The organism is Comamonas sp., from assembly GCF_036666375.1.
Classification (GTDB): Bacteria; Pseudomonadota; Gammaproteobacteria; order Burkholderiales; family Burkholderiaceae_C; genus Comamonas.
On record NZ_JAVWWA010000045.1, the window covers coordinates 12,215 to 37,607 of the forward strand.

Sequence of the window (25,393 nt, forward strand, 5' to 3'; positions counted from 1 at the left end):
CGGTGCACGATCTTTTCGCCGCCGAGAACCAGGCGCTGCTGGCCGCGAAGGCCGCTCACTCGGCATCGGCATCGGCGCCGAATGGGCAGGCGCTGGGCGATCTGATCACGGCCTTCGAACGGCTGCTGCGCGAAACCCGCAGGCTGGTGCGCCGCAGCGACAAGGCCGAGCTGGAAATGAACCAGCTGAACATGCGGCTGCAGGATCTGGCGGCCGAGCTCGAGCACCGCGCCAACCACGATCCGCTGACCGGCGTGCTCAACCGGGCAGCGATCATCGATCTGGTGAATCGCCAGTTCGGGCGCCATGACCTCGCGCTGATCGTTCTCGACATCGATCATTTCAAGCGCATCAACGACAGCTTCGGCCATCCCATGGGCGACAAGGTCATTCTCGGTGTCGTGGCCTGCCTGCAGGCCGTGGTGCCGGCCGCGGCACAGGTGGGCCGCGTGGGCGGCGAGGAGTTCACGGTCGTGCTGCCCCGGCACGATGGCCTCGAATCGGAGCGCGTCGCGCAGGCACTGCGGCGTGCAATCGAAAGCCACGCCTTCGATCTGCCCGACGGCAGCGGCGTCACCGCCAGCTTCGGCGTCTGCTGGGCGCCCGCAGGCGGCGATTTCGACACCGCCTACGGCCTTGCGGACGAAGCACTGTTCATCGCCAAGCGTGCCGGTCGCAACCAGGTCAGGCTCACGACGTCCTCTTCGCACCCTGCCGAGCATGTGGTGTAACCCTGGACCGGGAGTGCTGGATACCAGCTTGTCCTTCCTGCGCGCCACGCCGCTGCCGCAGCCGGGTCCGGGCCTGACATGGCGGGTGCTGGTCGTCGACAACGACCCCGATGTGCATGCCGCCACCTGCACCGCGCTCGAAGGCCAGATGCTGTTCGAGCGCCCGCTGGTGTTCATGCATGCGTTCTCGGGGGACGAGGCACGCCGCCTGCTGCTGCGCGAGCATGACCTCGCCATGGTGCTGATCGACGTCGTGTCCGAGCGGGCCAGCGCGGGACTCGATCTGGTGGATTTCATCCGCCACAGCGCGGGCCTGAAAAACACGCGCATCGTGCTGCGCACCGGCCAGCCGGGCCAGGTGCCCGATCTGGAAACGCTGCTGCGCTACGACATCAACGACTACCGCACCAAGGCCGAACTCACCCGCGACCGGCTGCTGGCCATGGTGGTCACCGCCGTGCGTTCGTACAAGCAGCTGTGCGCGGTGCACGCCAGCGCCTACCACGACCCGCTGGTCGACCTTCCCAATCGCTCGCACTTCATCGACAAGGTCAACGAGTGCGAGCTGCGGGGCACGGATGACTACATCCTGGCGCTGCTCGACATCGACGATTTCAGCGCGACCAACGACATGATGGGCCACCATTTCGGCGACCGCCTGCTGGAGAAAGTCGCGCGCCGCCTCGAGGACTCGCTGCCGCCCGGCGTGCTGCTGGCGCGGCTGGGCGCCGACACGTTCGCGGTGCTGGGCGCGGTGCAGCAGGTGCAGCCGCGACGGCTGCTGGAGTGCGTGCGCCAGCCCCTGCATATCGACGGCGTGCCGCACAAGGTGTCGCTCACCTGCGGCTACGTGTTCCTGCCCCAGCAGCCCCAGCCCGGCGCCGATCTGATCAAGGACGCGACCATTGCGCTCAAGCGCGCCAAGCGCGACCATCGCGGCCAGCACCTGCAATATGCCCAGCAGATGGGCACCGAGGCGCGCGCGCGCGCCGTGCTGCTGTCCAAGCTCAGGGAAGCCATTGAGAAGCAGCAGCTGTTCCTCGTATACCAGCCGCAGCTCAATCTGGCCACGCAGCAGCTGATAGGACTCGAAGCGCTGCTGCGCTGGCGCACCGAGGACAACCGCTTTATCCCGCCCGACCAGTTCATTCCGGTGGCCGAGCATTCGGGCCTGATACTGGCCCTGGGCCAATGGGTGCTGGCGACCGCCTGCGCGACCATGCGCGAGCTGCTGGACACGGGACTGGCGCCGCTGCGCATGGCGGTCAACGTCTCGACGGTGCAGCTGCGCGACCCGGGCTTCTTCGGCCTGGTCTGCGCGGCGCTCGCGGCCAACGGTCTGCAGGGGTGCCATCTCGAACTCGAAATCACCGAGTCGGTCGCCGCGCTGCCGACCAAGCTGCTGGACGCCACGCTGTGCGCGCTGCGCGCCGAAGGCATTTCGATCGCCATCGATGACTTCGGCACCGGCTACTCATCGCTGAGCTATCTCGAGCGCCTGCCGCTGGACCGCATCAAGATCGACCGTTCGTTCACGCGCCAGCTGGGCGATCCGCATGGCGCGCGCATCGCCGAAATGGTCGCAGACCTGGGTCACAAGCTGGGACTGGCGGTGCTTGCTGAGGGCATTGAAGATGCCGGCGCCTGGCAGGCGCTGCTGGCCATGGGCTACCAGGAGGGCCAGGGCTATCACATCGCCAGGCCCATGGACAAGACGGCCCTGGTCCAGTGGCTGGGGCGCCACCCCGAGCGCCTGCGCGCGGCCTGAGGCCTGCAGCGGCCCCGCCTCAGGCGGCCAGCCGGTGCTGCGCGCCCGGCACCGCAGCAATCAGGCTGCGCGTGTAGGCATGCTGCGGCCGCTGCCAGATGTCCGCGTGGCTGCCGGTCTCGACAATCTTGCCCTGGTGCATCACCAGTACCCTATCGGCGAAATAGCGCACCACCGACAGGTCGTGCGAAATGAACAGGTACGACAGGCCGAAGTCCTCCTTGAGCTCGACCAGCAGGTTCAGGATCTGCGCCTGCACCGACACGTCAAGCGCCGACACCGGCTCGTCCAGCACCACCAGCGCAGGCCGCACGATCAGCGCGCGCGCAATGCCTATGCGCTGGCGCTGGCCGCCCGAGAACTCGTTGGCATAGCGCGCCGCGGCGTCGGCCGGCAGGCCCACGCGATCGAGAATGCGCGCGATGCGCTGGCGGCGTTCGTCGCGCTGCGCCACGCCATGCACCACCAGCACGCTGTCGAGAATGTCGAACACGCTGCGCCGCGGATTGAGCGAAGCGTACGGGTCCTGGAACACCATCTGTATGCGCCGGCGCCAGGGCTTGAGCGCGCTGCCGGCAAGCGGCGCGATGTCGGTGCCGTCCAGCACGATGCGCCCGCGGCTGGGATCGACCAGGCGCAGCAGCGTGCGCGACAGCGTCGACTTGCCGCAGCCCGACTCGCCCACCAGGCCCAGGGTCTCGCCGGGCGCGATGTCGAAGGAAACGCCGTCGACCGCGCGCACCACCCCGCCCTGGCGCGTCGCGTACGCGGTATGCAGATCCTGCACCGACAGCAGCGGCGCCGTGGCCGCGGCCACCGGCCTTCTCGCGGGCGTGGCCGTAGGCAGGTGCAGCATGAAGTCGCGCGCCTGCGTCGCGGGATCGGTGCGCACGCGGATCTCGGGCAGGCGTTGGGCCGTGTAGTGCAGCGCGCGGCCGCCGTGCAGCGAGGCGCCCAGCAGGCCGCGCGTATAGGCATGTGCGGGCCGCGCAAAGAGTTCGGCCGTCGCGGCCTGCTCGACCTTCTCGCCCGCATACATCACGGCCACGCGGTCGGCCCATTGCGCGACCAGGCCCAGGTCATGGGTGATCAGCAGCAGGCCCATGTCGAACGCGCGGCGCAGGCCGTCGAGCAGCTCGAGAATCTGCGCCTGCACCGTCACGTCGAGAGCGGTCGTCGGTTCGTCGGCGACCAGCAGGCGCGGCCTGCAGGCCATCGCCATGGCAATCATCACGCGCTGGCGCTGGCCGCCCGAAAGGTGGTGGGGGAAGTCGTCGAGCCGGCGCTGGGGCTCGGGAATGCGCACCAGATCAAGCAGCTCGGCGGCGCGCTGGCGCGCCGCGGCGGCCGTCAGGTGCTCGTGCTGGCGCAGCGTCTCGATGATCTGCGCGCCAATCGTATGCACGGGATTGAGCGAAGTCATGGGCTCCTGGAAGACCATGGCGATATCGCGACCGCGCAGCGCGCGCAGTTCGGCCGGCGGCATGGCGACTATGTCGCGGCCGTCGAACAGTATGCGCCCCTTGAGCGTTGCGCCCGGCGCGAGCAGCCGCAGGATGGCCAGCGCGGTGGTGGACTTGCCGCAGCCCGACTCGCCGACCAGTGCCAGCGTTTCGCCGCGCTGGATTTGCAGGTCCAGGCCGCGCACCGCCTGTATGGGGCCGCGCGCACCGCGAAACGCGATGTCGAGGCCGCGGATGTCGAGCAGCGGGGCGGCGTCAGTATTCAGATCAAGAGCCATGTCAGCGTCCACGCAGTCGGGGGTTGAGGGCGTCGTTCAGGCCTTCGCCCACGAGATTGAGAGCCAGCACCGTCAGCACGATGGCCGCGCCCGGCAGCGCGCACAGATACCAGGAGGTGCGCAGCAGCTCGCGGCCTTCGCCAATCATGCTGCCCCAGCTCACGGTGTTGGGGTCGCCCATGCCCAGAAAGGACAGCGCCGACTCGATCAGGATGGCGCTGGCCACCAGCACCGAGGTGGTCACGATCACCGGCGGCAGCGCGTTGGGCAGCATCTCCTGCAGCATGATGCGCAGGTGGCCGAAGCCCTGGCTGCGCGCGGCCAGCACGAACTCCATTTCACGCAGCGTGCGGAACTCGGCGCGCACCAGGCGCGCAATCACCGGCCACGACGCCAGGCCTATGGCCAGCACGATCACCGTCACCGAAGGCTGGCCAATCGCCACGACCACGATCACGAACAGAAACGACGGCATGGTCTGGACCAGCTCGGTCACGCGCACCAGCACATCGTCGACCCGGCCGCCGAAGTAGCCCGCAGTCGCGCCGACAACGACGCCTATCGCCAGGCTCAGCACCGCGGCGACCACGCCCACCGACAGCGACATGCGCGCGCCATGGGCTATGCCGGCCAGCACATCGCGGCCCATGGAATCGCTGCCCAGGGGAAACGCCGGGTCCTGGCCGGGCCACAGCAGCGGCGTGGCCACCATGTCGAGCGGATCGCCGGGAAACAGCCACGGCGCGGCCAGCGCCATGGCCAGCACCAGCAGCAGGAACAGCACGCCGCCGACGGCGGCGGCATTGCGCACGAAGACCTGCAGCGCGGCGTGGCCGCCGGCGCCGGCCGACAGCCCGCGCAGCCGGCGCCACAGGACATGCAGCGCGAGCAGCCCGGGGCCGGTGCGCGTTGCGGGATACGGAGTGGACATGGAAAGCAGTCTCAAAGGGAAAAATGGAGGGCGGGCTCAGCGCAGTTGAATGCGCGGGTCCAGCCAGGCATGCAGCAGATCGACCAGCATGTTGGCCAGGATCACCAGCAGCGACGACAGCAGCAGGATGCCCAGCAGCACGGTGTAGTCGCGCGCCATCACCGACTCGAACGCCAGCCGGCCCAGGCCCGGCCAGCTGAACACCGTCTCGACCACCACCGCGCCGCCCAGCAGCGTGCCGAAGTGCATTCCCGCCACCGTGGTGACGGGAATCAGCGCATTGCGCAGCACATGGCGAAAGCTCACGCGCAGCGGGTGCAGGCCCTTGGCGACGGCGGTGCGCACGAAGTCCTGGCGGCTGACTTCCAGCATGGAGGCGCGCGTGAGCCGCGAGAAGATCGCCACATAGAAGCCCGACATCGCCAGCGCAGGCAGCACCAGATGGCGCAGCCGGTCGAGCACGCTGTCCCAGCCCGTCAGGTGGGCGCCAATGGTCGCGCTGCCGCCCGTGGGCAGCCAGCCCAGGTGCACGGAAAACAGCACCACGCTCATCAGGCCCAGCCAGAAGCTGGGCGTCGAATACAGCAGCAGCGCCAGCACCGACAGCACGCGGTCCGGCCAGCGGCCCACGCGGCTGGCCATGATGCTGCCCAGCAGCAGGCCGACGGCCAGCGCCGCGCCCAGCGCGGCCAGCATCAGCAGCAAGGTGTTGGGCAGGCGCGAGCCTATGAGTTCGGTGACCGGCATGTTGTAGCGCGGCGAAGTGCCCAGGCTGAAATGCGCGAGATTGTTCAGATAGGCGCCCAGCTGCTGCAGCACCGGCAAATCGAGGCCGAAATGGCTGCGCATCTGCGCCATGCTCTCGGCCGTCGCCGAGCCCGATTCTGCGGCGATCACATCGGCCGCGTCGCCGGGCACCAGCTGCAGCAGGCAGAAGTTGAGAACGACCACGCCGATCACCGTGGGCACGGCCTGCCACAGCGTGCGCCGCAGGACCCGGCCGGCTTTGAGAAGATTCATGAGGATCAATGCAATGGAGAAGGAGAAGCGCCCACCAGCATAGAAGCGCGCCCCCGGCGCGCGCAACGAACGAAAGCGAGTAAGCAAAATCGGTTTTCGCCCCAGGTCCGACCCGGCACGATCGTCGCTAGCATTCCGTCCATGCAACGCTTCACCATTTCGCTCCAGGACAGCCTGGCCCAGGAATTCGACGCCTTCATGGCGCGCACCGGCCACAGCAATCGCTCCGAGGCCATACGCGATCTGCTGCTCACGCATCTGGGGCGCCAGCGCGAGGCCACGCAGGCCATGGGACCCTGCGTCGCCAATCTCTCCTATGTCTACGACCACCATGAGCGTGAACTCTCCGAGCGCCTGGCGCGGCTGCAGCATGCCCACCACCATCTGACGATTGCCACCACCCATGTGCATCTGGACCATTCGCGCTGCCTGGAGACCGTGATGCTCAAGGGCCCGGCCGAGCAGGTGCGGCAGTTCGCCAACCAGCTGATGGCCGAGCGCGGCGTACACCATGGGCAGCTGAACGTGGTCATGGGCCAGGTCGGGGCAGACACGCACCACCATCATCACGATTGAGGCCCCAGGTGCACCACAAAGGTGCGCACACCCGTTGCGCCACTTGGTATGAAGTTTGCTGAAAACTTCATACATGTTGAACTCCACTGCCCTTTTCCCTTCCCGTCCCCACCCAACGGCCGCGCGCCTGGTGGCTGCTGCTTTCCTGACCCTGGGCCTGCCCTTGGCTGCGGCCGCGCAGGAAAGCGTGCTCGCGACTGTCACCGTCAAGGGCCAGGCGCTGCAGGCCGGCCGCGCGGCCTACTCGGTGCCCACGCTGGGAAGCGAGGAGATCAAGCAAGCCGCGCTGTCCGAAGTCGAGGCCTTGTGGCGCCAGGTGCCGGGAATGCATGTCAACGACTACCAGCTGAGCGGCGTCGCCAACAGCGTGGTGCTGCGCGGGTTCTCGGGCGGCGGCCATGGCGGCGACATCGCCGCGACGCTGGACGGCATCTCCCTCAACGAGGCGATGTCGCATGCCGACGGCTATTTCGATCTCAACGTGGTCGTGCCGCTGGAACTCGAGGAAGTGGCCGTGCACCAGGGTCCGGTCTCGGTGCTGCAGGGCAACTTCAATCGCGCGGGCCTGATCGAGCTGCGCACGCGCCGCAGCGGCGAATACCGCGATGTCGCGCTGCAGGCCGCAAGCCACGGCGCGCTTGACGCCCAGGCCGCGCTGGGCCTGCGCATCGATGCTGCGAGCCAGCTGTTCCTGGCCGCCCAGCACGCGCGCGGCGACGGCGCGCGGCCCGATTCGGGCAACCAGCGCAGCACGCTGAGCGCGCGCTGGCAGCACCAGCTCGGCGGCGGCCTGCGCATCGCGCTGTCCGGGCGGCTGCATGCGGCCGAAGGCGACTCGCCCGGCTACCTGGGCTATGCGCAGTGGCTTGCCGATCCCCAGGGCAAGGACGCGCGCGTACAGAGCGACGGTTCGCAAAAACACTTCCGGACGCTGCGCCTGGACATCAATTACGACCTGGGCCAGGACACGCACCTGCTGGCCTATGCCTATGGCACTTCGCAGGATTTCGTGCGCTGGTTCACGCGCCCCAAGGCCGGCAGCTGGGCGCAGCGCGAGGAGCGCTATGACCGCAGCGTTGCCGGCACGGGCCTGAACCTCAGTGGTGCTACGCGTTCGGCGCAATGGACGCTGGGCCTGGAAGCGCTGCGTGAATCGACCGACTACGGCTACTGGGATGACCTGCAGGGCCGGCGGCGCTCCGCGCCCGCGATCAACGACCGCGAGGCGACGCTCAACAACGTCGCGGCCTTTGGCCAGCTCGACTGGAAGCTTCACCCCCTGTTCACGCCCAGCCTGGGCCTGCGCCATGACCGCTTCACGGGCGATTGCACGCGCCTGGGCGCCGAAACCGGCAGCGAAGCCTGCACGCGCATGCAGCGCGTGGCGCATACCAGCCCCAAGCTGGGATTCAGTTCGCTGGTGAGCGAGCAGCTGACGCTGCGCGCGAGCTGGAGCGAAGGCTTTGCCCTGCCCGGCAACTTCGCCAAGTACGCGCTGGGCGCGGCCCAGCTCGACCCCAATGTGTTTCGCCAGACCGAAGTCGGCATGCAGTGGCGCGCCAGCCGCCAGCTGTGGCTGGACCTGGCGCTGTACCGCATGGCGTCAAGCCAGGAGATACGCAACCTCGCGCCCGGCGTCTACGAGAACTTCGGCCAGACCCGGCGCCGCGGCGCCGAGCTGCAGGCGGTCTGGACGCCCGCCAGGTCCGTAGAGCTGCGCTGGAACTACGGCCGCGCGCAGTCGCGCGTGACCCAGAACGCCAACGCCGCGCTTGTGGGCCGCCAGGTCGCGGCCGTGCCGAGCTACACCAGCACGCTGCAGGCGCGCTGGCAGATGCACCCTGACTGGGCGCTGCAGGGCGCGCTGCGCCATGTGGGCCGCATGGCCGTGGATGCCGCCAACAGCGTCTGGAGCCCGGCCTACCACGTGGTCGACCTGGGCCTGCAATACCGCCTGCCCGCGGCGCTGGGCCTGCAGGACGGCACGCTGCGCCTGACGGTGCGCAACCTCGCCGACAAGCCCTATGCCTCGAGCATGTCCGTGATCGGCGGCGAGCGCCTGGTCGCACCCGGCGCGCCACGCAGCTTGCTGCTCGGTCTGCAATTTTCCCTCTGAAACACCATGCCTACCTTGCCATCCCTTGTCCGCAGCGCGCTGTGCAGCGCCGCCGTTCTCGCCGGCGCCGCCCAGGCCCACAACGTCTGGCTCGAGCCCGACGCACGCGGCGGCTATCTGATCCAGTTCGGCGGCCATGCGGGCCAGCTCGAAGCCTTTGATGCCGCAAAGCTGCAAAGCGTGCGCGCCTTCGACCGGCGCGGGCGCGGCGTCGAGGCGCGTGTCGAGCCGGCGCAGCAAGGCCTCAGAGTGGTGCCCGCGCCCGAGGCCGCGCTGATTGCCGTCGAACTCGACAACGGCTTCTTCAGCGGCAGCGCCGGCGGCGCAATGCGCAATGTGCCCATGGACCGCAACCCCGGCGCGACGCGCGGCGTGCATGCGCGCAAGTTCCACAAGACCGTGGTCGTCTGGAACGCGCTCACGCAGCGCGTGCTGGGCCAGGACTTCGAGGTCACGCCGCTGCAGGGCCGCGCGCCGCACGCGGGCGACTGGCTCGAACTGCAGGTGCGGCTGCACGGTCAGCCGCTGGCCGGGGCCAGCGTGCGCCTGGGCGAAAACGGCCCCGTGGCGATGACCGACGCCCAGGGACAAGCCAGGATCCAGACCAGGCGCGGCACCAATCATGTGCAGGTGATCTTTCGCCAGCCGGTGCCAGGCGATGCCCGCATCACTGAGAACAGCTACGAGGCCTTGTTCAGTTTTGCCGCGCATTGATTGACAAAATAAAACGATCAATCGATCGATTTATTTCGCTTCACAGATGGATGGTGCATGGCCAGACTGCAGGCCATGAACACCTCACCCGCTTTTTCCGCCCCGGCCCATTTCTTCCGCCCCAGCCGGTCGCAGGCCGTTGTCGTCGGCGGCGGCACCATGGGCGCCGATGTGGCCGTGGTGCTGGCGCGCGCGGGCTGCCGCACCACGGTGGTTGAAACCACCGGCGCGCGCCATGCGGCGCTGCGCGCCCAGGTCGCGCTGGGCCTGGGCCAGCTCGGCGCCGAAGACCAGCTGCGCCATCTGCACATTGCCGGCGAACTCGAGGCGCTCGACTGGGCCGGCGTCGACCTGGTCATCGAGTGCATTCCCGAACGCCTGGATCTCAAGCAGGCGCTGTTTGCCCGGCTGGAAAAGTGCGCGCGCGCCGATGCGCTGCTCGCCAGCAACAGCTCTAGCTTCCCGATTTCCGCCATTGCCCAGGGCCTGGCCACGCCCGCACGCATGCTGGGCCTGCACTTCTTCATGCCCGCGCACCTGACGCCGCTGGTCGAAGTGGTCTCGGGCGAGCACAGCGCGGCCGAAGCCGCGGACAACCTCTACAGCTTCATGCGCCAGTGCGGCATGGTGCCGGTGCGCGTGAAGAAGGACTTGCCGGGCTTTCTCGCCAACCGGCTGCAGCATGCGCTGGCACGCGAGGCGTTTGCGCTGATCGACGCCGGCATTGCAACGCCCGAGGATGTAGACGCGGCCGTGCGCTTCGGCTTTGGCTTTCGCTTCCTGGCCGCGGGCCCGGTGCTGCAGCGCGACCACGCGGGCCTGGAAGTGCATTGCGCGGCCGGCGCCACCATGTACCCGTCGCTGGCGGCCAACCACGCGCCCGCGCAATGCCTGTCCGAGCGCGTTGCGCAGGGCAAGTTCGGCATGAAGACCGGCGAAGGCTTCTTCACCTGGACGCCCGAATCCACGGCCGCCGAAAAGGCGCGCTACCAGAACCTGCTGCTGGCCGGCCTGGGCCTGCTGGCCGCCGAACTGCCTCCCGTACAAGACGCCGCCCAGGCCTGATTGCCATGACCTCTTCCCTGATCGTGACCGTGGCCCCCAACGGGGCCTACAAGCAACCCGCCCAGCATGCCGCCCTGCCCATCACGGCGGACACGCTGGCCGACACCGCCAAGGCCTGCCTTGATGCGGGCGCGGCCATGCTGCACATGCATGTGCGCCACCCCGATGGCCGCCACCTGCTTGACGCCCATGCCTACCGGCAGGCGACGGCGGCGGTGCGCCGCGCCGTCGGCCAGGAACTGGTGGTGCAGATCACCACCGAGGCCGCCCAGGTCTACCAGCCGCCGCTGCAGATGGCCGTGGTGCGCGAGGCCCGGCCGGAGGCGGTTTCAGTGGGCCTGCGCGAACTGCTGCAGCCCGGCGTGAGCGAGCGTGATCTGCAGGACTTCTTCCAGTGGCTGGTGGCCAACGATGTGATGACACAGGTGATTCTTTATGACACCGCCGATGTCGCGCATTGGCAGCGGCTGCGCGCCAGCGGCGTGATTCCGGATGCCAAATGGTTCTTGCTGTTCGTGCTCGGGCGCTACGCGGCCGGGCAGACCTCGAGCCCCACCGACCTGCTGCCGTTTCTCGCCGCCGACGACGGCGCCCATCCCTGGGCGATGTGCGCTTTCGGGCCGCAGGAAAACGCCTGCGCGATTGCCGCCGCGGCGCTGGGCGGCCATGTGCGCGTGGGCTTTGAAAACAACCTCTATCTCAAGGACGGCAGCGTCGCCGCCGACAACGCCGCGCTGGTGCGCCAGGTGGCGCAGGGCGCCCAGGCCCTAGGCCAGCGTCTGGCCACGGCCGCCGAAGTCCGCGCCCGTTTCCTCTGAGTCCGCTGTGTCCGCCGCATCGCGCGCAATCGCATGCCCATGCGCCAACAGATAGGCATCGCGCGAAGGCAGCAGGTGCGCGCGGCACAGCGCCACCAGCTGCGCGCGCGCGCCCGCCTGCAGCGCGTCTATCAGCGCATGGTGCTCGGCGCGCGAGCGCTCGCGCTGGGCCGGCGAGGTCATCGCGCCAAAGCGTATCGCATGGGTGCGGCGCGCGTATTCGCCTATTGCCTGGACCAGCACCGCACTGCCGCACAGGCCGAAGAAAGCTTCATGAAACGCCTTGTTGCTGCGAAACACCCCGCGCACGTCGTTGGCCTGCACGGCCGCGTCGTGCGCCTGCTGCAGCTCGCGCAGCTGCTGCACGGCGGGCGGCGGCGCGGGCAGCGGCATGCGCCGCGCGGCCTGGGTTTCAAGCAGGATGCGCATTTCGTAGAGCTCGACCACTTCCTGCGCGCTGAAGTGGCGCACCAGCGCCCCGACATTGCGCTTGCGCTCGACCAGGCCCATGCGCTCGAGCAGCGCCAGCGCGTCGCGCACCGCATGGCGCTTGGCCGAGAAACGCGCCATCAGCTCGTCCTCGATCAGCCGCTGGCAGGGATGCAGGCTGCCCAGCACGATGTCTTCCTCGAGCGCATGCGCAATATGTTCCGCGACCTCGGCCACCGGGGCGGCGGCCCCGGCCGCGTTCTGCGCCTGCTTGTCCATCATCAACACTTATCTCCGTGGCACGCTGCCCTTTTGCTCGACGGCAGCCAGAAAGTCGAAATCCGCGCCCCGGTCGGCCTGGGTCACGGTCTTGAGGAACAGGTGCTGGTAGCCGCGCGCGGCCGTGGGCTCGCGCACCGGACGCGCCGCGCGGCGCGCCTGCAGTTCCTGCTCGGACACCAGCCACTCGATGCTGCGCTCGCGCACCGACAGCCGGATCCGGTCGCCATTTTGCACCCAGGCCAGCGGCCCGCCGACGGCGGCTTCGGGCGTGACATGCAGCACGATGGTGCCGAAGGCCGTGCCGCTCATGCGGCCGTCCGAAATGCGCACCATGTCCTTGACGCCCTGGGCCGCAAGCTTCTTGGGAATCGGCAGATAGCCGGCCTCGGGCATGGCCGCGCCCTTGGGGCCTATGTTCTTGAGCACCAGGATGTCGTCGGCGCTCACATCGAGATCGGGGTCGTCGATGCGGTTGGCGAGGTCCTGGGCGTTCTCGAACACCACGGCCCGGCCTTCGTGCTCCATCAGCCGCGCGTCGGCGGCCGATTGCTTGATGATCGCGCCTTCGGGCGCGAGATTGCCGTAGAGCACGGCAATGCCGCCTTGCGGGTAGATGGGGTTGTCGCGGCTGCGCACCACATGCTGCGCAAAGCCCGGGCCCGCGGCCTCGAGTTCCTCGCCCAGCGTGCGGCCGGTCACGGTGAGCGCATCGAGGTGCAGCAGCGGCTTGAGCTCGCGCAGCAGCGTGGCCATTCCACCCGCAGCGTGGAAATCTTCCATGTAGTGGTCGCCCGAGGGCTTGAGGTCGAGCAGCACCGGCGTCTCGCGGCTCATCGCATCCAGCGCCTTGAGGTCCAGCTCATAGCCCATGCGTCCGGCAATTGCCGCCAGGTGGACGATGGCATTGGTCGAGCCGCCCATGGCGAGCAGCACGCGCACCGCGTTCTCGAAGGCTTCGGGCGTGAGCACCTTGTCTATCGTCAGGCCGCTGCGCGCCATCTGCACCGCCACCGTGCCGGTGCGCTCGGCGACGCGGATGCGGTCGGCGGTCACGGCCGGCGGCGAGGCGCCGCCGGGAACGCTCATTCCCAGCGCCTCGGCTATGCAGGCCATGGTGCTGGCCGTGCCGGCAACCGAGCAGGTGCCCACGCTGGCCACCAACTGGTTGTTCACGTCGGCGACTTCCTCGGCATCGATCTCGCCCGCGCGGAACTTGCCCCAGTAGCGGCGGCAATCGGTGCAGGCGCCGACGCGCTCGCTGCGGTGCGAGCCTGTGAGCATCGATCCGGTCACAAGCTGCACCGCGGGCAGGCCGGCCGAAGCCGCGCCCATCAGCTGGGCCGGCACGGTCTTGTCGCAGCCGCCGATCAGCACCACGGCATCCATGGGCTGGGCGCGCAGCATTTCCTCGGTGTCCATGGACATCAGGTTGCGCAGATACATGCTGGTCGGCTGGGAAAAGCTCTCGTGCAGCGAGATCGTCGGGAAGTCCATGGGCAGGCCCCCGGCCAGCAGCACGCCGCGCTTCACGGCCTCGAGCAGCTGCGGCATGTTGCCGTGGCAGGGGTTGTAGGCGCTGCCCGTGCTGGCGATGCCGATCACGGGGCGCTCCAGCGCCTGGTCGGTATAGCCCGCGCCCTTGATGAAGGCCTTGCGCAGAAACAGCGAAAAGCCCCGGTCGCCGTAATTGGTCAGTCCCTTGCGGATGCCGCTTTGCGCGTCCTCGGGGTTGATGGCGTGGGCTTCGGAGGTGGGGCGTTGGGGGTTAACCATGATCGGTCCTTCAGATTATTAATAATATTATCAACATAACCAGAGCCCAAACGGCCATGTTTTTCCAGAACTCAGTAAAAACCCCGAGGAGACACGCATGAAAAAAACCACGTTCACCGCCGCGCGCACGCGCCGCACCCATCTCGCCCTGGCGCTTGCCGCCGCGGGCTTTGCCCTGGCCCCGGCCTGGGCCCAGGGCCAGGCCGCCTATCCCAACAAGCCCGTCAAGCTGGTCGTGCCCTATGCACCTGGCGGCGCCACCGACGTGATCGGCCGCGTGCTGGCCAAGCACCTGTCGGACGCGCTGGGCCAGCAGTTCGTGGTCGACAACCGCGCGGGCGCGGGCGGCAGCGTGGGCGCCGGCCAGGTCGCCAAATCGGCGCCCGACGGCTATACCCTGATGCTGGGCGCGTTCACCAGCCACACCATCAGCGCCGCGCTGATGCCCAAGACCGTGCCGTTCGACATCGCCAAGAGCTTTGCCCAGATCTCCATCGTCGGCACCGTGCCGCTGGTGTTTGTCGTCAACCCGGGCGTGCCGGCGCGCGACATCAAGGAATTGATCGCGCTGGCCAAGAGCCAGCCGGGCAAGCTGAGCTTTGCTTCGGCGGGCAACGGCTCGCCCCAGCATCTGGCCACAGAGATGTTCAAGCGCCAGGCGCAGATCGACGTGATGCACGTGCCCTACAAGGGCAGCGGACCGGCGCTGTCCGACCTGCTCGGCGGCCAGGTCAACGCCATGATCGACACCGTGCCCGCGGCCCAGGCGCAGATCAAGTCGGGCAAGCTGCGTGCGCTGGCGACCACCACGGCCCAGCGCGTGCCCTCGCTGCCCGATACGCCCACCGCCATGGAAGCCGGCCTGGCCGACTTCCAGGTCAGCTCGATGTTCGGCCTGGCCGCGCCCGCAGGCACGTCGGCCGACATCATCAAGAAGCTCAACCTGGCGCTCAAGGACATCCTGCTCAAGCCCGAAGTCCAGGAATCGATGCTGGCCCAGGGAGCGATTGCCACCTACACCACGCCCGCCGACGCCGCCAAGGCCATCGGCCAGGAGTACGCGAAGTGGGCCAAGGTGATCAAGGAAGGCAATATCCAGGTCGAGTGAGGCCTGGTCCGGCAAGGCCGGACCGCCTCCTATACTGCGCGCGGTGGAAACCAATCTCTCGACCAAGGACCTGCGCGCCTTTCTGGCGCTGAGCCAGACGCGCAATTTCGGCCAGACCGCGCTGCAGCTGCACACCTCGCAGTCGGCGCTGTCCGCGCTGATCGCGCGCCTGGAAGAACAGCTGGGCGCGCGGCTGTTCGACCGCACCACGCGTTCGGTCTCGCTGACCGACGCCGGCCAGGCCTTTTCCGTGCACGCCGCATCGCTGCTGCGCCAGACGCAGGAAGCGGTGCAGGCCATACAGGACACGCTGGCGCTGCGCCAGGGCAAGGTCGCGGTCGCGGCACTGCCTTCGCTGGCCGCATCGCTGGTGCCCGAACTGCTGGCGCGCTTTCATGCCGCCCATCCCCAGGTCAGGCTGTCGCTGATAGACACGCTGTCGGCGCATGCGTTTGCGCTGGTGCGCGACGGCAAGGTCGACTTCGCGCTCACGGCCGCCGACCCCCAGCAGGAAGACCTGGTCTACGAACCGCTGACGCAGGACCATTTCGTGCTGCTGTGCGCGCCCGATCACCCGCTGGCGCGCCAGCGCACGCCGATCGCGCTGGCGCAGACGCTGGCCTATCCGCATGTCTCCATGTCGCCCACGGCCAGCGTGCGCCAATATGTCGATGAAGCCTTGCGGCGCGAGGAACTGCGCTTTGCGCCGGCCTTCGAGGTCGATCATATCGCCACCATAGGCGCGCTGCTGGCGGCGGGCCTGGGCGTGGGCGTTCTGCCCGAGACCGCCTGCGAGCTGATTGCCCACCGCGGCCTGGTCACGCGCGCGCTGCGCGCGCCAGGGATTCAGCGGCCGCTGGGGCTGGTGCGGCGCAGGTCACCGCCGCTGAGCCCCGCGGCCCAGGCATTGCGCGGCCTGCTGGTCGCGCATTTTCAATTGCCGGATTAAGGCGCGCTCAGGCCTGGGGCACCCAGCGATAGCCTTCGCCTTCCTTGCGGATGCGGCCCAGCGAAGGCATGGGAAAGTGAAAGCCGCCGACCAGGCCGCCTTCGCGCGCCATGCGCGCCAGCAGCGCATGGCGCGTGGCGCGCGCCTGGGCCGGGTCCATGTCGAACTGCACCTGCCAGTCGGGGTGGCGCACGAACAGCGCGGGGAAATGCGCGGCATCGGCCAGATAGGTGAAGCGGTCCTTGCCCGAGCCCAGCGCCAGCGCCGTATGGCCGGGCGAATGGCCGAACGCCGCAATGCTCTCTATGCCGCCGACCACGGTCAGACCGGGCTCGTACAGGCGCAGCTGGTCCGCGGGATAGTTCTGGAACACGCGCTGCACGGCGAGGAAGCCGCCGCGCGCGGCTTCGGGCGCGGCATCGCGGCGCGCCGCGTCGAACCAGTAAGCGTGTTCAGGCGACGGCAGATAGACCAGCGCGTTGGGATAGACCAGGCTGCCGTCCTTGCGGCGCAGGCCGTTGATATGGTCGCCGTGCAAGTGGCTCAGCAACACCGCGTCAATGGTGGCCGGATCTATGCCCGCAGCGCGCAGGTTCGTATGCAGCTGGCCCGTGCCCGCGGGGCCGTTGTCGGCAAAGCCGGTGTCGAGCAGATAGCGCTTGCCGTCGACTTCGAGCACGAAGCAGGTGTAGGGCACATCGATGCTGTCCGTGGGCAGGCCCTGGGCCGCGAGCGCGGCCTGCACCTGGGCCAGCGGCGCATTGCGCACAAAACCTTCGGCCAGCGGCCTGCGCCCCACGCCGTCGCTCACCGCCACCACCTGGGCCTTGCCGATCTTCTGGCGCAAGAAGCCTTGAGAGCTGCCCGTGGCAGGTACCTGGGCGCAGCCCGAAACGCCTGCGGCCGCAGCCATTGTTCCCGCTCCCCAAAACAGCCATTGGCGGCGTGTTGTTTCCATAGTCGATCGTCCTTGTGGTGTTGACAGAAGAAACACCCGACCCGCAAACGGGTGCGAGCGGCGATTGTGGCCTGCCCCACGGGCAAACCCTGAGCGCAGCCAATGTAGCACTCCGTAGACTGGGCCACCGATTTTCTTGCCGCCTGGACACTTGCATGACCGCACTCCGCTCTCCCCTGAATTCCGCCTCCCTGGATCGCCGCCAATGGGTGCAGCTCGCCCTCGCCGGCGGACTGGGCGCCACGCTGGCACCGGCCTTCGCGCAGGCAAAATACCCGAACAAGGCGATACGCATGATCATTCCGTTCACGCCCGGAGGTTCGGCCGACATACTGGGGCGCGCGATCGGCCATGAGTTGACCACGGCCTGGGGCCAGTCGGTGGTGCCCGAGAACATCGCGGGCGCGGGCGGCAGCATTGGCGCCGACCGCGTGGCCAAGGCCGCGGGCGACGGCTATACGCTGCTGATGGGCCATGTGGGCACGCTGGCCATCACGCCGGGCCTGTATCCCAAGCTGCCCTACGACCCGCTCAAGAGCTTCACGCCCATCGCCTGGGTGGCGCGCGTGCCCAACGTGCTGGTGGTCCACCCGTCGCTGCCGGTCAAGGATCTGGCCTCGTTCATTGCCTATGCCAAGGCCAACCCCGGCAAGATCAACTACAGCTCGGGCGGCAACGGCAGCGCCGCGCACATGACCATGGCCTATCTGGCGCAGCAGACCGGCATCGACATGCAGCATGTGCCCTACAAGGGCACGGCGCCGGCCGTCAACGACCTGGTCGCGGGCCAGGTGCAGGCGCTGTTCACCGGCGTGCCGGCGGTGCTCGCGCAGCTGCGCGCGGGCCAGATCAAGGCGTTGGCGGTTTCGTCACCGCAGCGCGTTTCCATCCTGCCCGACGTTCCCACGGTCGCCGAGGCGGCCGCGCTGCGCGGCTTCGAAGCCGACCAGTGGTATGGCGTGGTCGGCCCGGCACGCATGCCGGCCGACGTGGTGGCGCGCATCAACGCGCAGATCAACGCTTCGCTCAAGAGCCCGGCCATTCTCGAGCGCCTGCAGAACGAAGGCGCCCAGCCCATGCCCAGCAGCCCCGCGGTGTTCGGCGAACTGATCGCCAAGGACCTGGCTCGCTGGGGCAAGGTCATCAAGGACAACCATATGACGCTGTGACCCGGAGCGGAGGACAGGCCGTTCCTCCTTCGATGCGGCCGGCGAGACAGGCTCTCAAGAAACAGCTTTTTTGCCAAACAACTCAATGACTTAGATGGTGATCGATTTTGGCAAACGGCGGCAAAACAGTGACCCGTTCGTGGTGAGCTTGTCGAACCATGAACGGCCCGTCCTCATGCTTTGAGCGCAGGCCGTTCACCCTTCGACGCGGCCGGCGAGGCAGGCTCAGGGCGAACGGGGATTTTGAAGCCCGCTGTTTCTTGTTAGGGCCTTGCGAGACCTTGGCTCGCTTACCTCGCTCAAGACAAACGTTTTTTCTAGCCTTCACCCTGAGCCTGCCGCAGGGCCTACGAACGCCGCAGCCACCCCAGCCCCGCGCTGGTCGCGCCCGCCGGCAAATACTCGCACCCCACCCAGCCCGCATACCCCAGTTCATCGAGCAGCGCGAACAGATAGGGGTAGTGGATCTCGCCGACATCGGGCTCATGGCGCCCGGGAACGCCGGCGATCTGCAGGTGGCCGACGCGGCCTGTGGGCAGGTACTGGCGCAGCTTGGTCGCCAGGTCGCCTTCGGCGATCTGGCAGTGGTAGAGATCCATCTGTACCTGCACATTGGCCGCGCCTATCTCTTCGAGCAGCGCATGCGCCTGGTCCTGGCGCCGCAGGAAATAGCCGGGCATGTCGCGGCCGTTGATGGGCTCGACCATGAGCGTGACGCCACAAGGCGCGGCCAGCGCGGCCGCGGCGCGCAGGTTGGCGACATAGGTGGCATGGGCGTTGCCGGCCGCGGGCACGATGCCGGCCATCACATGAATGCGCGGGCAAGCGAGCTGCTGCGCATAGAGCAAGGCGCGTTCGATGCCCGCGAGAAACTCCGCCTCGCGCCCCGCGATGCAGGCCAGGCCGCGCTCGCCCGCGTCCCAGTCGCCGGGCGGGGCATTGAACAGCACCTGCTGCAGGCCATGCGCGCGCAGCAGCGCGGCCAGCTGTTCGGGCGCATGGTCGTAAGGAAAAAGAAACTCGACGGCCTGGAAACCATCAGCCGCGGCCGCGGCAAAGCGCTCGAGAAAATCGACTTCGCGGTACAGCATGGACAGGTTGGCGGCAAAGCGGGGCATGGGTCTTTCTCGGTGGTGCACAACATGAACCGGACGATTATGTACAATGCGGCCAGTTTTCAGCGAGCGCCTGCGCGCGCCTGACGCACCTCCTTCAAGCCCTGCAAATTGCCCGTTTGCCGGGCTTTTGCTTTTATCAGAAGCCCTCGCAGCCGCGACCGGCCTGAATCCCCGTTTTTTGCCTCCCCCATGCCTGCCGGGCGCAGCCGCGCCTGGAGACTGCTGCCCCGCAGCAGGCGCAGCCACGGCCCCCTTGGCGCGCCAGCAGACCGGAGCATTTTGTTTGACCAAGGAATCGACTTGTCCTCCCTCCCTCACACGCCTGGCGCAGCCGCGCAGGCTTCCGCACCCGACGAGATCAACGGCTACAGCTGGAAAGCCCTTGCGGGCTCGGCCGTGGGCTATGCCATGGACGGCTTCGACCTGCTGATCCTGGGCTTCATGCTGTCGGCGATCTCGGCCGATCTGAATCTCACGCCCGGCCAGGCCGGCTCGCTCGTGACCTGGACGCTGATAGGCGCGGTGATCGGCGGCTTCTTCTTCGGCGCGATGAGCGACCGCTACGGACGCATCCGCGTGCTGACCTGGACCATCGTGCTGTTCGCGGTGTTCACCGGACTGTGCGCGTTCGCGCAAGGCTACTGGGACCTGCTGGTCTACCGCACGATCGCGGGCATAGGCCTGGGCGGCGAGTTCGGCATCGGCATGGCGCTGGCCGCCGAAGCCTGGCCCGCACGCCACCGTGCGCGCGTGTCGTCGTATGTGGCGCTGGGCTGGCAGGTCGGCGTGCTGGCCGCGGCGCTGCTCACGCCGCTGCTGCTGCCGATGATAGGCTGGCGCGGCATGTTCCTGGTCGGTGTGATTCCGGCGCTGGTCGCCTGGGTGATACGCAACAAGCTGCACGAGCCCGAAGTGTTCGTGCGCAAGCAGCGCGTCAAGGCGCCGCGCTTTCACGCGCTCAAGCTGCTGATGCGCGACAAGGCGACGACGCGCGTGAGCATAGGCATGATCGTGCTGACCTCGGTGCAGAACTTCGGCTACTACGGCATCATGATCTGGATGCCCAGCTTCCTGTCCAAGCAGCTGGGCTTCAACCTGACCAAGTCCTCGCTGTGGACCGCGGTCACGGTGCTGGGCATGATGGCCGGCATCTGGGTCTTCGGCCAGCTGGCCGACCGCATTGGCCGCAAGCCCAGCTTCCTCATTTTCCAGCTGGGCTCGGTGGTCATGCTGCTGGCCTATTCGCAGCTCAGCGACCCCACGGCCATGCTCTGGGCCGGCGCGCTGCTGGGCCTGTTTGTCAACGGCATGATGGGCGGCTATGGCGCGGTGATGAGCGAGGCCTACCCGACCGAAGCGCGCGCCACCGCGCAGAACGTGCTGTTCAACATCGGTCGCGCGATCGGCGGCCTGGGCCCCATCGTGGTCGGCGCCGTGGCCATGGCGTATTCGTTCCAGGTCGCGATCGCGCTGCTGGCCGCGATCTATGTGCTCGACATGATTGCCACTGCCCTGCTGATTCCCGAACTCAAGGGCAAGGAGCTGCAGTAACGCGCAGCTTCAGGAGACCACGGCCAGCGCCAGCGCGGTCTCGGGCAGCGACAGCAGCACCCGGGCGCGCGCGCGCAGCCCGCTGCCTGCATCGGCAAAGCCCACCATGTGCACGCCCGCATCGAGCTGGGCGGCGACTTCGTCACCCGCGTCGCCGCGCGCCACGCGCGTGACGCGCGCCGGCCAGCAGTTTTCACCCGCGGCCTGATCGGCCAGCCCGGCGCGCACCTGCACCGCCGTGGCCTTGGCCAGCGCCAGCACCGGCAGGCCGGGCGCCAGGCCCAGCAGCTCGGCGCTTTCATGCGTGATGCGCGCCGCCAGCCGCAGCGCCGCCGCCGCGCTGTCCGCGCCGCGCAACTGCACGCGCACCAGCGGCCCCTGGGTCTGCAGCGCCTCGACCACGCAGGGCCACTGGTTGCGCATGCTGGTGCGCAGCCCCAGGCGCGCGGCCACCGGCGCCTGGCCGCTCAGGCGCGCCAGCACTTCGGCGCGCGCCGCGTCCATGGCCTGGGCCGCATCGAGCAGCGCCTGGCCCGCGGGCGTGAGCACCGCGCCGCCGCCGCCCGCGCCGCCGACCACGCGCTCGACCAGCGGCACGCCCGCGAGATTGGTCAGCGTGTCGAGCGCCTGCCACGCGGCCTTGTAGCTCACGCCCACGGTGCGCGCGGCCTCGGAAATCGAGCCGCCGGCGCCGATCTGGCGCAGGATGGAAATGCGCTTGTCGGCCGGGCCATGGTCCAGCGCGGCCGCGAGCGACAAGGAAGAAGTCGGATCTTGCATGCCGCCATCATGCCGCGGTTCATGCCGGGATCAGGGCCTTACGGCCGATAATGCGCCATGTCCTGCGCCCCCCGCCCCCTGTCCTCCGTCGCCCCCCTGAGCGAGCATGCGGTCGCGCTGCACCGCCTGCCCGATGCGCACGCCGGCAGCGCGGTACAAGTCCTCGCCCAGCAGCGCACGCTGGCCAGCGAAGTGCCGATCGCGCTGGTGTTCAACGGCATATCGCATGCGGTGATGCTGGGTACGCCGCTGGACCTCGAAGACTTCGCGCTGGGCTTTGCGCTCAGCGAAGGCCTGATCGACAGCGCGGCCGACTGCTTCGGCATCGACGTGACGCCGGTCGCGGCCAGCGCCGCGGGCCTGCCCGAGGGCATGGACGGCATGGAAGTGCAGATCGAGATTTCCTCGCGCTGCTTTGCGCGCCTCAAGGACCACCGACGCAGCATGAGCGGGCGCACGGGCTGCGGCGTCTGCGGCGTGGAGAGCTTTGCGGCGCTCGATCTGTCGTTTGCGCCGCTGCCCGCGCGCGCCTGGGTCGCCGACATCGATCTGCCGGTGGTACTGCGCGCCATAGAGGCGCTGAAAGGCAAGCAGCTGCTCAATGCCCATGCGGGCGCGATCCACGCGGCCGGCTGGGCGCTGGCCGACGGCCAGCTGTGCGATGTGGTCGAGGACGTGGGCCGGCACAACGCGCTCGACAAGCTGCTCGGGCGGCTGGCGCGCACGGGCCGGCTGGGCGAGCCCGGCTTTGTCGTGCTGTCGAGTCGCGGCAGCCATGAGCTGGTGCGCAAATGCGCGAAGCTGGGAATCGGCGCGCTGGCGACCATCTCCGCGCCCACGGCCATGGGCGTGCGCCTGGCGCAGCTCACGGGACTGCGTTTCTGGGGCCTGTGCCGCGCGCCCAGCGGCGTGCTCTACGCGCCTGGAGCGGGCCAGCCGGCGATCGCCCCATAGCAGCGCATTGCCCCAGCGCGCCACTGCGCTGCGCCCAACTCCGTAGAATCACGGCCTCAGCCACTGGATATACACCATGCACCGCTGCCTCCATTCCCCTTCCCTGCGCGCGCGCGCCATCGGCTGCATGCTGCTGGCCGGCGCCGCCTGGCTGCCCGCCCAGGCCCAGAACGCGCCCGCCGTCACGGCCGCTGCCGCGGGCACGCGCAACTTCCCGCCCGCGGCGCTGCGCGGCAAGCTGGTCATAGGCACCATGCCCGAGGTCACGCTCAACGGCAAGGCCATGCGCACCACGCCGGGCTTCAGGCTGTTCAGCACCGAGGGCCGGCTCGTCATGGCCCACACCGTGGCCGGCCAGAACCTGCTGGTCAATTACGTGATCGAGCCCAGCACCCAATGGCTGCACACCGCCTGGGTGCTGACGCCTGAAGAAGCCGCGCTCAAGCGCCCCTGAATCCACGCGCCGCGCCTGTGCGCTGCCTGGTTGCTGTCTGCGCGTGCGCAGGCATACCGCTTTCCGAGAGTCCCACGATGTCCAAAAAAGTATTTATCAAAACCTTCGGCTGCCAGATGAACGAGTACGACTCGGACAAGATGGCCGATGTGCTGAACGCCGCCCAGGGCTACGAGCCCACGCAGAACGTCGATGAAGCCGACCTGATCCTGTTCAACACCTGCTCGGTGCGCGAAAAGGCGCAGGAAAAGGTCTTCAGCGACCTGGGCCGCATCAAGCATCTCAAGGACAAGGGCGTGCTGATCGGCGTCGGCGGCTGCGTCGCCAGCCAGGAAGGCGCGGAAATCATCAAGCGCGCGCCCTACGTGGACGTGGTCTTCGGCCCGCAGACGCTGCACCGCCTGCCCGATCTGCTCAACGCGCGCGCCGCCAAGTCCAAGCCCCAGGTCGACATCAGCTTTCCCGAAATCGAGAAGTTCGACCATCTGCCGCCGGCGCGTGTCGAAGGCGCTTCGGCCTTCGTGTCCATCATGGAAGGCTGCTCCAAGTACTGCAGCTACTGCGTCGTGCCCTATACGCGCGGCGAAGAAGTCAGCCGTCCGTTTGAAGACGTGCTGGTGGAAGTGGCCGGTCTGGCCGACCAGGGCGTCAAGGAAGTCACGCTGCTGGGCCAGAACGTCAACGCCTATCTGGGCAAGATGGGCGACACCCAGGAAATCGCCGATTTCGCACTGCTGCTGGAATATGTCAGCGAGATTCCCGGCATCGAGCGCATCCGCTACACGACCAGCCACCCCAACGAGTTCACGCCGCGGCTGATCGAGGCCTATGCCAAGCTGCCCAAGCTGGTGAGCCACCTGCACCTGCCGGTGCAGCATGGCTCGGACCGCATCCTGATGGCGATGAAGCGCGGCTACACGGCCATGGAATACAAGAGCACGGTGCGCAAGCTGCGCGCCATCCGCCCCGAAATGGCGATGAGCAGCGACTTCATCGTCGGCTTCCCCGGCGAGACCGAGGAAGACTTCCAGAAGATGATGAAGCTGATTGACGACGTGCGCTTCGACAACTCGTTCAGCTTCATCTTCAGCCCGCGCCCGGGAACGCCCGCGGCCAACCTGCACGACGACACGCCGCATGAAGTCAAGCTGCGCCGCCTGCAGGAGCTGCAGGCCGTGATCAACCGCAACATCAAGGACATCAGCGAGGAGCGCGTGGGCACGGTGCAGCGCCTGCTGGTCGAAGGCATCAGCAAGCGCGACGGCAGCGAACTGATGGGCCGCACCGAATGCAACCGCGTGGTCAACTTCGCGGGCCAGGAGCGGCTGATCGGCCAGATGATCGACGTGAAGATCACCGAAGCCAAGGCCTATACCTTGCGCGGCGAAGTGCTGGTACGGCACTGATCAAACAGCGGCATCCAGCAGATAGATACCGTTCGCCCTGAACGGCCTAGGCGAGACACGTCTCGCCAGGCGTCATCAAGAAGCAGCGGAGCCTATGTTGGTTTTCGCTCGTCCTGAGCTTGTCGAAGGATGAACGCAGGGCTTTCGTACAGTAGCCATGTTTTTTTGCAGCAGGCCCTAAAACGCCCTTCGACAAGCTCAGGGCGAATGGCATTTATCTTCTTGACGCCGCTGTTTTCTAAAATTCACCCATCGCTCAGCAATGGATTTATCTAGCGAAGAAAAGCTGTTTCTTGAGAGCCTGTCGAAGCCCTGCCCGGTCCAAGTTTACGCAAACACCGTGCGCGCCTCGGTGAACCGCTTGCGGAAATAGACGTTGTCCATGCCGACCACGCGCACGATGCCGCCGCTCGACGGCGCGTGCACGAAACGGTCGGCGCCGACATAGATTCCCATGTGCGAGAAGCGCCCGCCCGAGGTGTTGAAGAACACGAAGTCGCCGCGCCGCAGTTCGCCGCGGTCAATCGGATTGCTGACCGTGGCCCACTGGCTGGTGCTGCGCGGCAGGCGTTTTTCGGTGATGCCCTGCAATGCGTACTGCACCAGCCCGCTGCAGTCGAAGCCGCCTTCGGGCGTGTTGCCGCCATAGGTATAGGGGGTGTTGACCACGAGCATGGTGCGCGCGTAGAGCGCGTCGCGCAGCGTGCCGTCTATGGCCAGCGGCGCGACGGCAGGCGCGCCGGAGCTGCGCCGCGCGGGCGCCGAGCCGCAGCCCGCCAGAGTGGCTGCCGCGGCCAGCGCCGCGGAGAGGAGAAGCCGGCGCGACGGCGCGGCGGTGGGCTCAGTCATCGTTTGCATGCGGCCATTATGGGCAAGGGACGCGCGCGGGACAAATCCCGAGAAACACACCCTTCGACAGGCTCAGGGTGAACGCTCCGTGCTCCAGAAGAAAAAAACCGACCTGCGCATCACGCCAGGCCGG

Annotated in this window: 23 protein-coding genes; 14 read left to right on the forward strand and 9 right to left on the reverse strand. The window is 68.0% G+C overall.

All coding sequences use genetic code 11. The features are described from left to right. Positions 1 to 2 precede the first annotated feature (2 nt). Positions 3 to 731: a GGDEF domain-containing protein gene (locus RR928_RS12650; protein WP_332682757.1), complete on the forward strand. Its 729-nt coding sequence runs from the start codon at positions 3 to 5 to the stop codon at positions 729 to 731. Positions 732 to 879: 148 nt separating this feature from the next. Next, the gene (locus tag RR928_RS12655; protein ID WP_332537572.1) at positions 880 to 2,499 is read left to right on the forward strand and encodes a GGDEF/EAL domain-containing response regulator; all 1,620 of its coding nucleotides are present in this window, start codon (positions 880 to 882) and stop codon (positions 2,497 to 2,499) included. Between the two features lie 19 nt (positions 2,500 to 2,518). Here the strand turns inward: RR928_RS12655 and RR928_RS12660 are convergent, their stop codons facing one another. Genes RR928_RS12660 through RR928_RS12670 form a run of 3 tightly spaced genes read right to left on the reverse strand, consistent with a single transcriptional unit; the run spans position 2,519 to position 6,191 of the window. Next, complete coding sequence (locus RR928_RS12660; protein WP_332537561.1) at positions 2,519 to 4,240, reverse strand: ABC transporter ATP-binding protein; 1,722 nt, start codon at positions 4,238 to 4,240, stop codon at positions 2,519 to 2,521. A gap of 1 nt (position 4,241) precedes the next feature. Further along, entirely contained in the window at positions 4,242 to 5,171 is a 930-nt protein-coding gene (locus RR928_RS12665; protein WP_332682759.1) for an ABC transporter permease, read from the reverse strand. A gap of 36 nt (positions 5,172 to 5,207) precedes the next feature. Beyond that, the gene (locus RR928_RS12670; RefSeq protein WP_332547845.1) at positions 5,208 to 6,191 is read right to left on the reverse strand and encodes an ABC transporter permease; all 984 of its coding nucleotides are present in this window, start codon (positions 6,189 to 6,191) and stop codon (positions 5,208 to 5,210) included. Between the two features lie 141 nt (positions 6,192 to 6,332). Here RR928_RS12670 and nikR point away from each other — a divergent pair, with 141 nt between their 5' ends. The 5 genes from nikR to RR928_RS12695 all read left to right on the forward strand — a co-directional run bounded on the left by nikR (position 6,333) and on the right by RR928_RS12695 (position 11,480). Continuing rightward, complete coding sequence (gene nikR, locus RR928_RS12675; RefSeq protein WP_332547844.1) at positions 6,333 to 6,767, forward strand: nickel-responsive transcriptional regulator NikR; 435 nt, start codon at positions 6,333 to 6,335, stop codon at positions 6,765 to 6,767. 73 nt (positions 6,768 to 6,840) lie between these two features. Beyond that, positions 6,841 to 8,883, forward strand: a complete 2,043-nt coding sequence (locus RR928_RS12680; RefSeq protein WP_332682762.1) for a TonB-dependent receptor — start codon at positions 6,841 to 6,843, stop codon at positions 8,881 to 8,883. 6 nt (positions 8,884 to 8,889) lie between these two features. Next, complete coding sequence (locus RR928_RS12685) at positions 8,890 to 9,597, forward strand: DUF4198 domain-containing protein (protein ID WP_332682765.1); 708 nt, start codon at positions 8,890 to 8,892, stop codon at positions 9,595 to 9,597. A gap of 75 nt (positions 9,598 to 9,672) precedes the next feature. After that, positions 9,673 to 10,662, forward strand: a complete 990-nt coding sequence (locus tag RR928_RS12690) for a 3-hydroxyacyl-CoA dehydrogenase family protein (RefSeq protein ID WP_332537555.1) — start codon at positions 9,673 to 9,675, stop codon at positions 10,660 to 10,662. Between the two features lie 5 nt (positions 10,663 to 10,667). After that, entirely contained in the window at positions 10,668 to 11,480 is an 813-nt protein-coding gene (locus tag RR928_RS12695) for a 3-keto-5-aminohexanoate cleavage protein (RefSeq protein WP_332537554.1), read from the forward strand. Here RR928_RS12695 and RR928_RS12700 read toward each other — a convergent pair. Both RR928_RS12700 and RR928_RS12705 read right to left on the reverse strand, forming a co-directional pair. Next, on the reverse strand, positions 11,430 to 12,188 hold the full coding sequence (locus RR928_RS12700) for a GntR family transcriptional regulator (protein ID WP_442881594.1): 759 nt from the start codon (positions 12,186 to 12,188) through the stop codon (positions 11,430 to 11,432). The genes RR928_RS12695 and RR928_RS12700 overlap by 51 nt on opposite strands. A 9-nt stretch (positions 12,189 to 12,197) precedes the next feature. Further along, complete coding sequence (locus RR928_RS12705) at positions 12,198 to 13,964, reverse strand: IlvD/Edd family dehydratase (protein WP_332537552.1); 1,767 nt, start codon at positions 13,962 to 13,964, stop codon at positions 12,198 to 12,200. A gap of 97 nt (positions 13,965 to 14,061) precedes the next feature. On the opposite strand from RR928_RS12705, the gene RR928_RS12710 reads away from it, so the two are divergent. Next, positions 14,062 to 15,072, forward strand: a complete 1,011-nt coding sequence (locus tag RR928_RS12710; RefSeq protein ID WP_332537551.1) for a tripartite tricarboxylate transporter substrate binding protein — start codon at positions 14,062 to 14,064, stop codon at positions 15,070 to 15,072. Between the two features lie 43 nt (positions 15,073 to 15,115). Next, complete coding sequence (locus RR928_RS12715; RefSeq protein ID WP_332537550.1) at positions 15,116 to 16,021, forward strand: LysR family transcriptional regulator; 906 nt, start codon at positions 15,116 to 15,118, stop codon at positions 16,019 to 16,021. 7 nt (positions 16,022 to 16,028) lie between these two features. On the opposite strand, the gene RR928_RS12720 is transcribed toward RR928_RS12715, so the two are convergent. Then, a complete protein-coding gene (locus RR928_RS12720; protein ID WP_332537549.1) occupies positions 16,029 to 16,934 on the reverse strand; it encodes an MBL fold metallo-hydrolase in 906 nt (301 codons plus the stop codon). Between the two features lie 200 nt (positions 16,935 to 17,134). Here RR928_RS12720 and RR928_RS12725 point away from each other — a divergent pair, with 200 nt between their 5' ends. Then, on the forward strand, positions 17,135 to 18,148 hold the full coding sequence (locus RR928_RS12725; protein ID WP_332682768.1) for a Bug family tripartite tricarboxylate transporter substrate binding protein: 1,014 nt from the start codon (positions 17,135 to 17,137) through the stop codon (positions 18,146 to 18,148). Positions 18,149 to 18,495: 347 nt separating this feature from the next. Here RR928_RS12725 and otnI read toward each other — a convergent pair whose 3' ends face one another. Beyond that, on the reverse strand, positions 18,496 to 19,266 hold the full coding sequence (otnI, locus tag RR928_RS12730) for a 2-oxo-tetronate isomerase (protein WP_332547837.1): 771 nt from the start codon (positions 19,264 to 19,266) through the stop codon (positions 18,496 to 18,498). Between the two features lie 357 nt (positions 19,267 to 19,623). Here otnI and RR928_RS12735 point away from each other — a divergent pair, with 357 nt between their 5' ends. Next, positions 19,624 to 20,817: an MFS transporter gene (locus RR928_RS12735; protein WP_332537571.1), complete on the forward strand. Its 1,194-nt coding sequence runs from the start codon at positions 19,624 to 19,626 to the stop codon at positions 20,815 to 20,817. Positions 20,818 to 20,826: 9 nt separating this feature from the next. Here the strand turns inward: RR928_RS12735 and RR928_RS12740 are convergent, their stop codons facing one another. Then, the gene (locus tag RR928_RS12740) at positions 20,827 to 21,597 is read right to left on the reverse strand and encodes a TOBE domain-containing protein (RefSeq protein ID WP_332547836.1); all 771 of its coding nucleotides are present in this window, start codon (positions 21,595 to 21,597) and stop codon (positions 20,827 to 20,829) included. 57 nt (positions 21,598 to 21,654) lie between these two features. On the opposite strand from RR928_RS12740, the gene fdhD reads away from it, so the two are divergent. From fdhD to miaB, 3 genes are all read left to right on the forward strand, one after another. Continuing rightward, positions 21,655 to 22,551 (forward strand): formate dehydrogenase accessory sulfurtransferase FdhD, encoded by an 897-nt coding sequence (fdhD, locus tag RR928_RS12745; RefSeq protein WP_332682771.1) that lies wholly within the window; start codon positions 21,655 to 21,657, stop codon positions 22,549 to 22,551. 76 nt (positions 22,552 to 22,627) lie between these two features. Then, positions 22,628 to 23,005 (forward strand): hypothetical protein, encoded by a 378-nt coding sequence (locus RR928_RS12750; protein WP_332537544.1) that lies wholly within the window; start codon positions 22,628 to 22,630, stop codon positions 23,003 to 23,005. Between the two features lie 77 nt (positions 23,006 to 23,082). Then, positions 23,083 to 24,411, forward strand: coding sequence for a tRNA (N6-isopentenyl adenosine(37)-C2)-methylthiotransferase MiaB (gene miaB, locus RR928_RS12755; protein WP_332682773.1), 1,329 nt, complete (start codon positions 23,083 to 23,085; stop codon positions 24,409 to 24,411). Positions 24,412 to 24,738: 327 nt separating this feature from the next. Here miaB and RR928_RS12760 read toward each other — a convergent pair whose 3' ends face one another. Then, positions 24,739 to 25,269, reverse strand: a complete 531-nt coding sequence (locus tag RR928_RS12760; protein WP_332537542.1) for a C40 family peptidase — start codon at positions 25,267 to 25,269, stop codon at positions 24,739 to 24,741. Positions 25,270 to 25,393 lie beyond the last annotated feature (124 nt).

What these genes read in the sequence shown, in the direction of transcription:
- RR928_RS12740 (WP_332547836.1), bottom strand. Translation starts at nt 21,597, where the DNA reads ATGCAAGATCCGACTTCTTCCTTGTCGCTCGCGGCCGCGCTGGACCAT.
- RR928_RS12660 (WP_332537561.1), bottom strand. Translation starts at nt 4,240, where the DNA reads ATGGCTCTTGATCTGAATACTGACGCCGCCCCGCTGCTCGACATCCGC.
- RR928_RS12700 (WP_442881594.1), bottom strand. Translation starts at nt 12,188, where the DNA reads ATGGACAAGCAGGCGCAGAACGCGGCCGGGGCCGCCGCCCCGGTGGCC.
- RR928_RS12690 (WP_332537555.1), top strand. Translation starts at nt 9,673, where the DNA reads ATGAACACCTCACCCGCTTTTTCCGCCCCGGCCCATTTCTTCCGCCCC.
- RR928_RS12705 (WP_332537552.1), bottom strand. Translation starts at nt 13,964, where the DNA reads ATGGTTAACCCCCAACGCCCCACCTCCGAAGCCCACGCCATCAACCCC.
- fdhD (WP_332682771.1), top strand. Translation starts at nt 21,655, where the DNA reads ATGTCCTGCGCCCCCCGCCCCCTGTCCTCCGTCGCCCCCCTGAGCGAG.
- RR928_RS12680 (WP_332682762.1), top strand. Translation starts at nt 6,841, where the DNA reads ATGTTGAACTCCACTGCCCTTTTCCCTTCCCGTCCCCACCCAACGGCC.
- RR928_RS12665 (WP_332682759.1), bottom strand. Translation starts at nt 5,171, where the DNA reads ATGTCCACTCCGTATCCCGCAACGCGCACCGGCCCCGGGCTGCTCGCG.
- RR928_RS12760 (WP_332537542.1), bottom strand. Translation starts at nt 25,269, where the DNA reads ATGCAAACGATGACTGAGCCCACCGCCGCGCCGTCGCGCCGGCTTCTC.
- miaB (WP_332682773.1), top strand. Translation starts at nt 23,083, where the DNA reads ATGTCCAAAAAAGTATTTATCAAAACCTTCGGCTGCCAGATGAACGAG.
- RR928_RS12685 (WP_332682765.1), top strand. Translation starts at nt 8,890, where the DNA reads ATGCCTACCTTGCCATCCCTTGTCCGCAGCGCGCTGTGCAGCGCCGCC.
- nikR (WP_332547844.1), top strand. Translation starts at nt 6,333, where the DNA reads ATGCAACGCTTCACCATTTCGCTCCAGGACAGCCTGGCCCAGGAATTC.
- RR928_RS12750 (WP_332537544.1), top strand. Translation starts at nt 22,628, where the DNA reads ATGCACCGCTGCCTCCATTCCCCTTCCCTGCGCGCGCGCGCCATCGGC.
- RR928_RS12725 (WP_332682768.1), top strand. Translation starts at nt 17,135, where the DNA reads ATGACCGCACTCCGCTCTCCCCTGAATTCCGCCTCCCTGGATCGCCGC.
- otnI (WP_332547837.1), bottom strand. Translation starts at nt 19,266, where the DNA reads ATGCCCCGCTTTGCCGCCAACCTGTCCATGCTGTACCGCGAAGTCGAT.
- RR928_RS12710 (WP_332537551.1), top strand. Translation starts at nt 14,062, where the DNA reads ATGAAAAAAACCACGTTCACCGCCGCGCGCACGCGCCGCACCCATCTC.
- RR928_RS12695 (WP_332537554.1), top strand. Translation starts at nt 10,668, where the DNA reads ATGACCTCTTCCCTGATCGTGACCGTGGCCCCCAACGGGGCCTACAAG.
- RR928_RS12670 (WP_332547845.1), bottom strand. Translation starts at nt 6,191, where the DNA reads ATGAATCTTCTCAAAGCCGGCCGGGTCCTGCGGCGCACGCTGTGGCAG.
- RR928_RS12720 (WP_332537549.1), bottom strand. Translation starts at nt 16,934, where the DNA reads ATGGCTGCGGCCGCAGGCGTTTCGGGCTGCGCCCAGGTACCTGCCACG.
- RR928_RS12655 (WP_332537572.1), top strand. Translation starts at nt 880, where the DNA reads ATGCTGTTCGAGCGCCCGCTGGTGTTCATGCATGCGTTCTCGGGGGAC.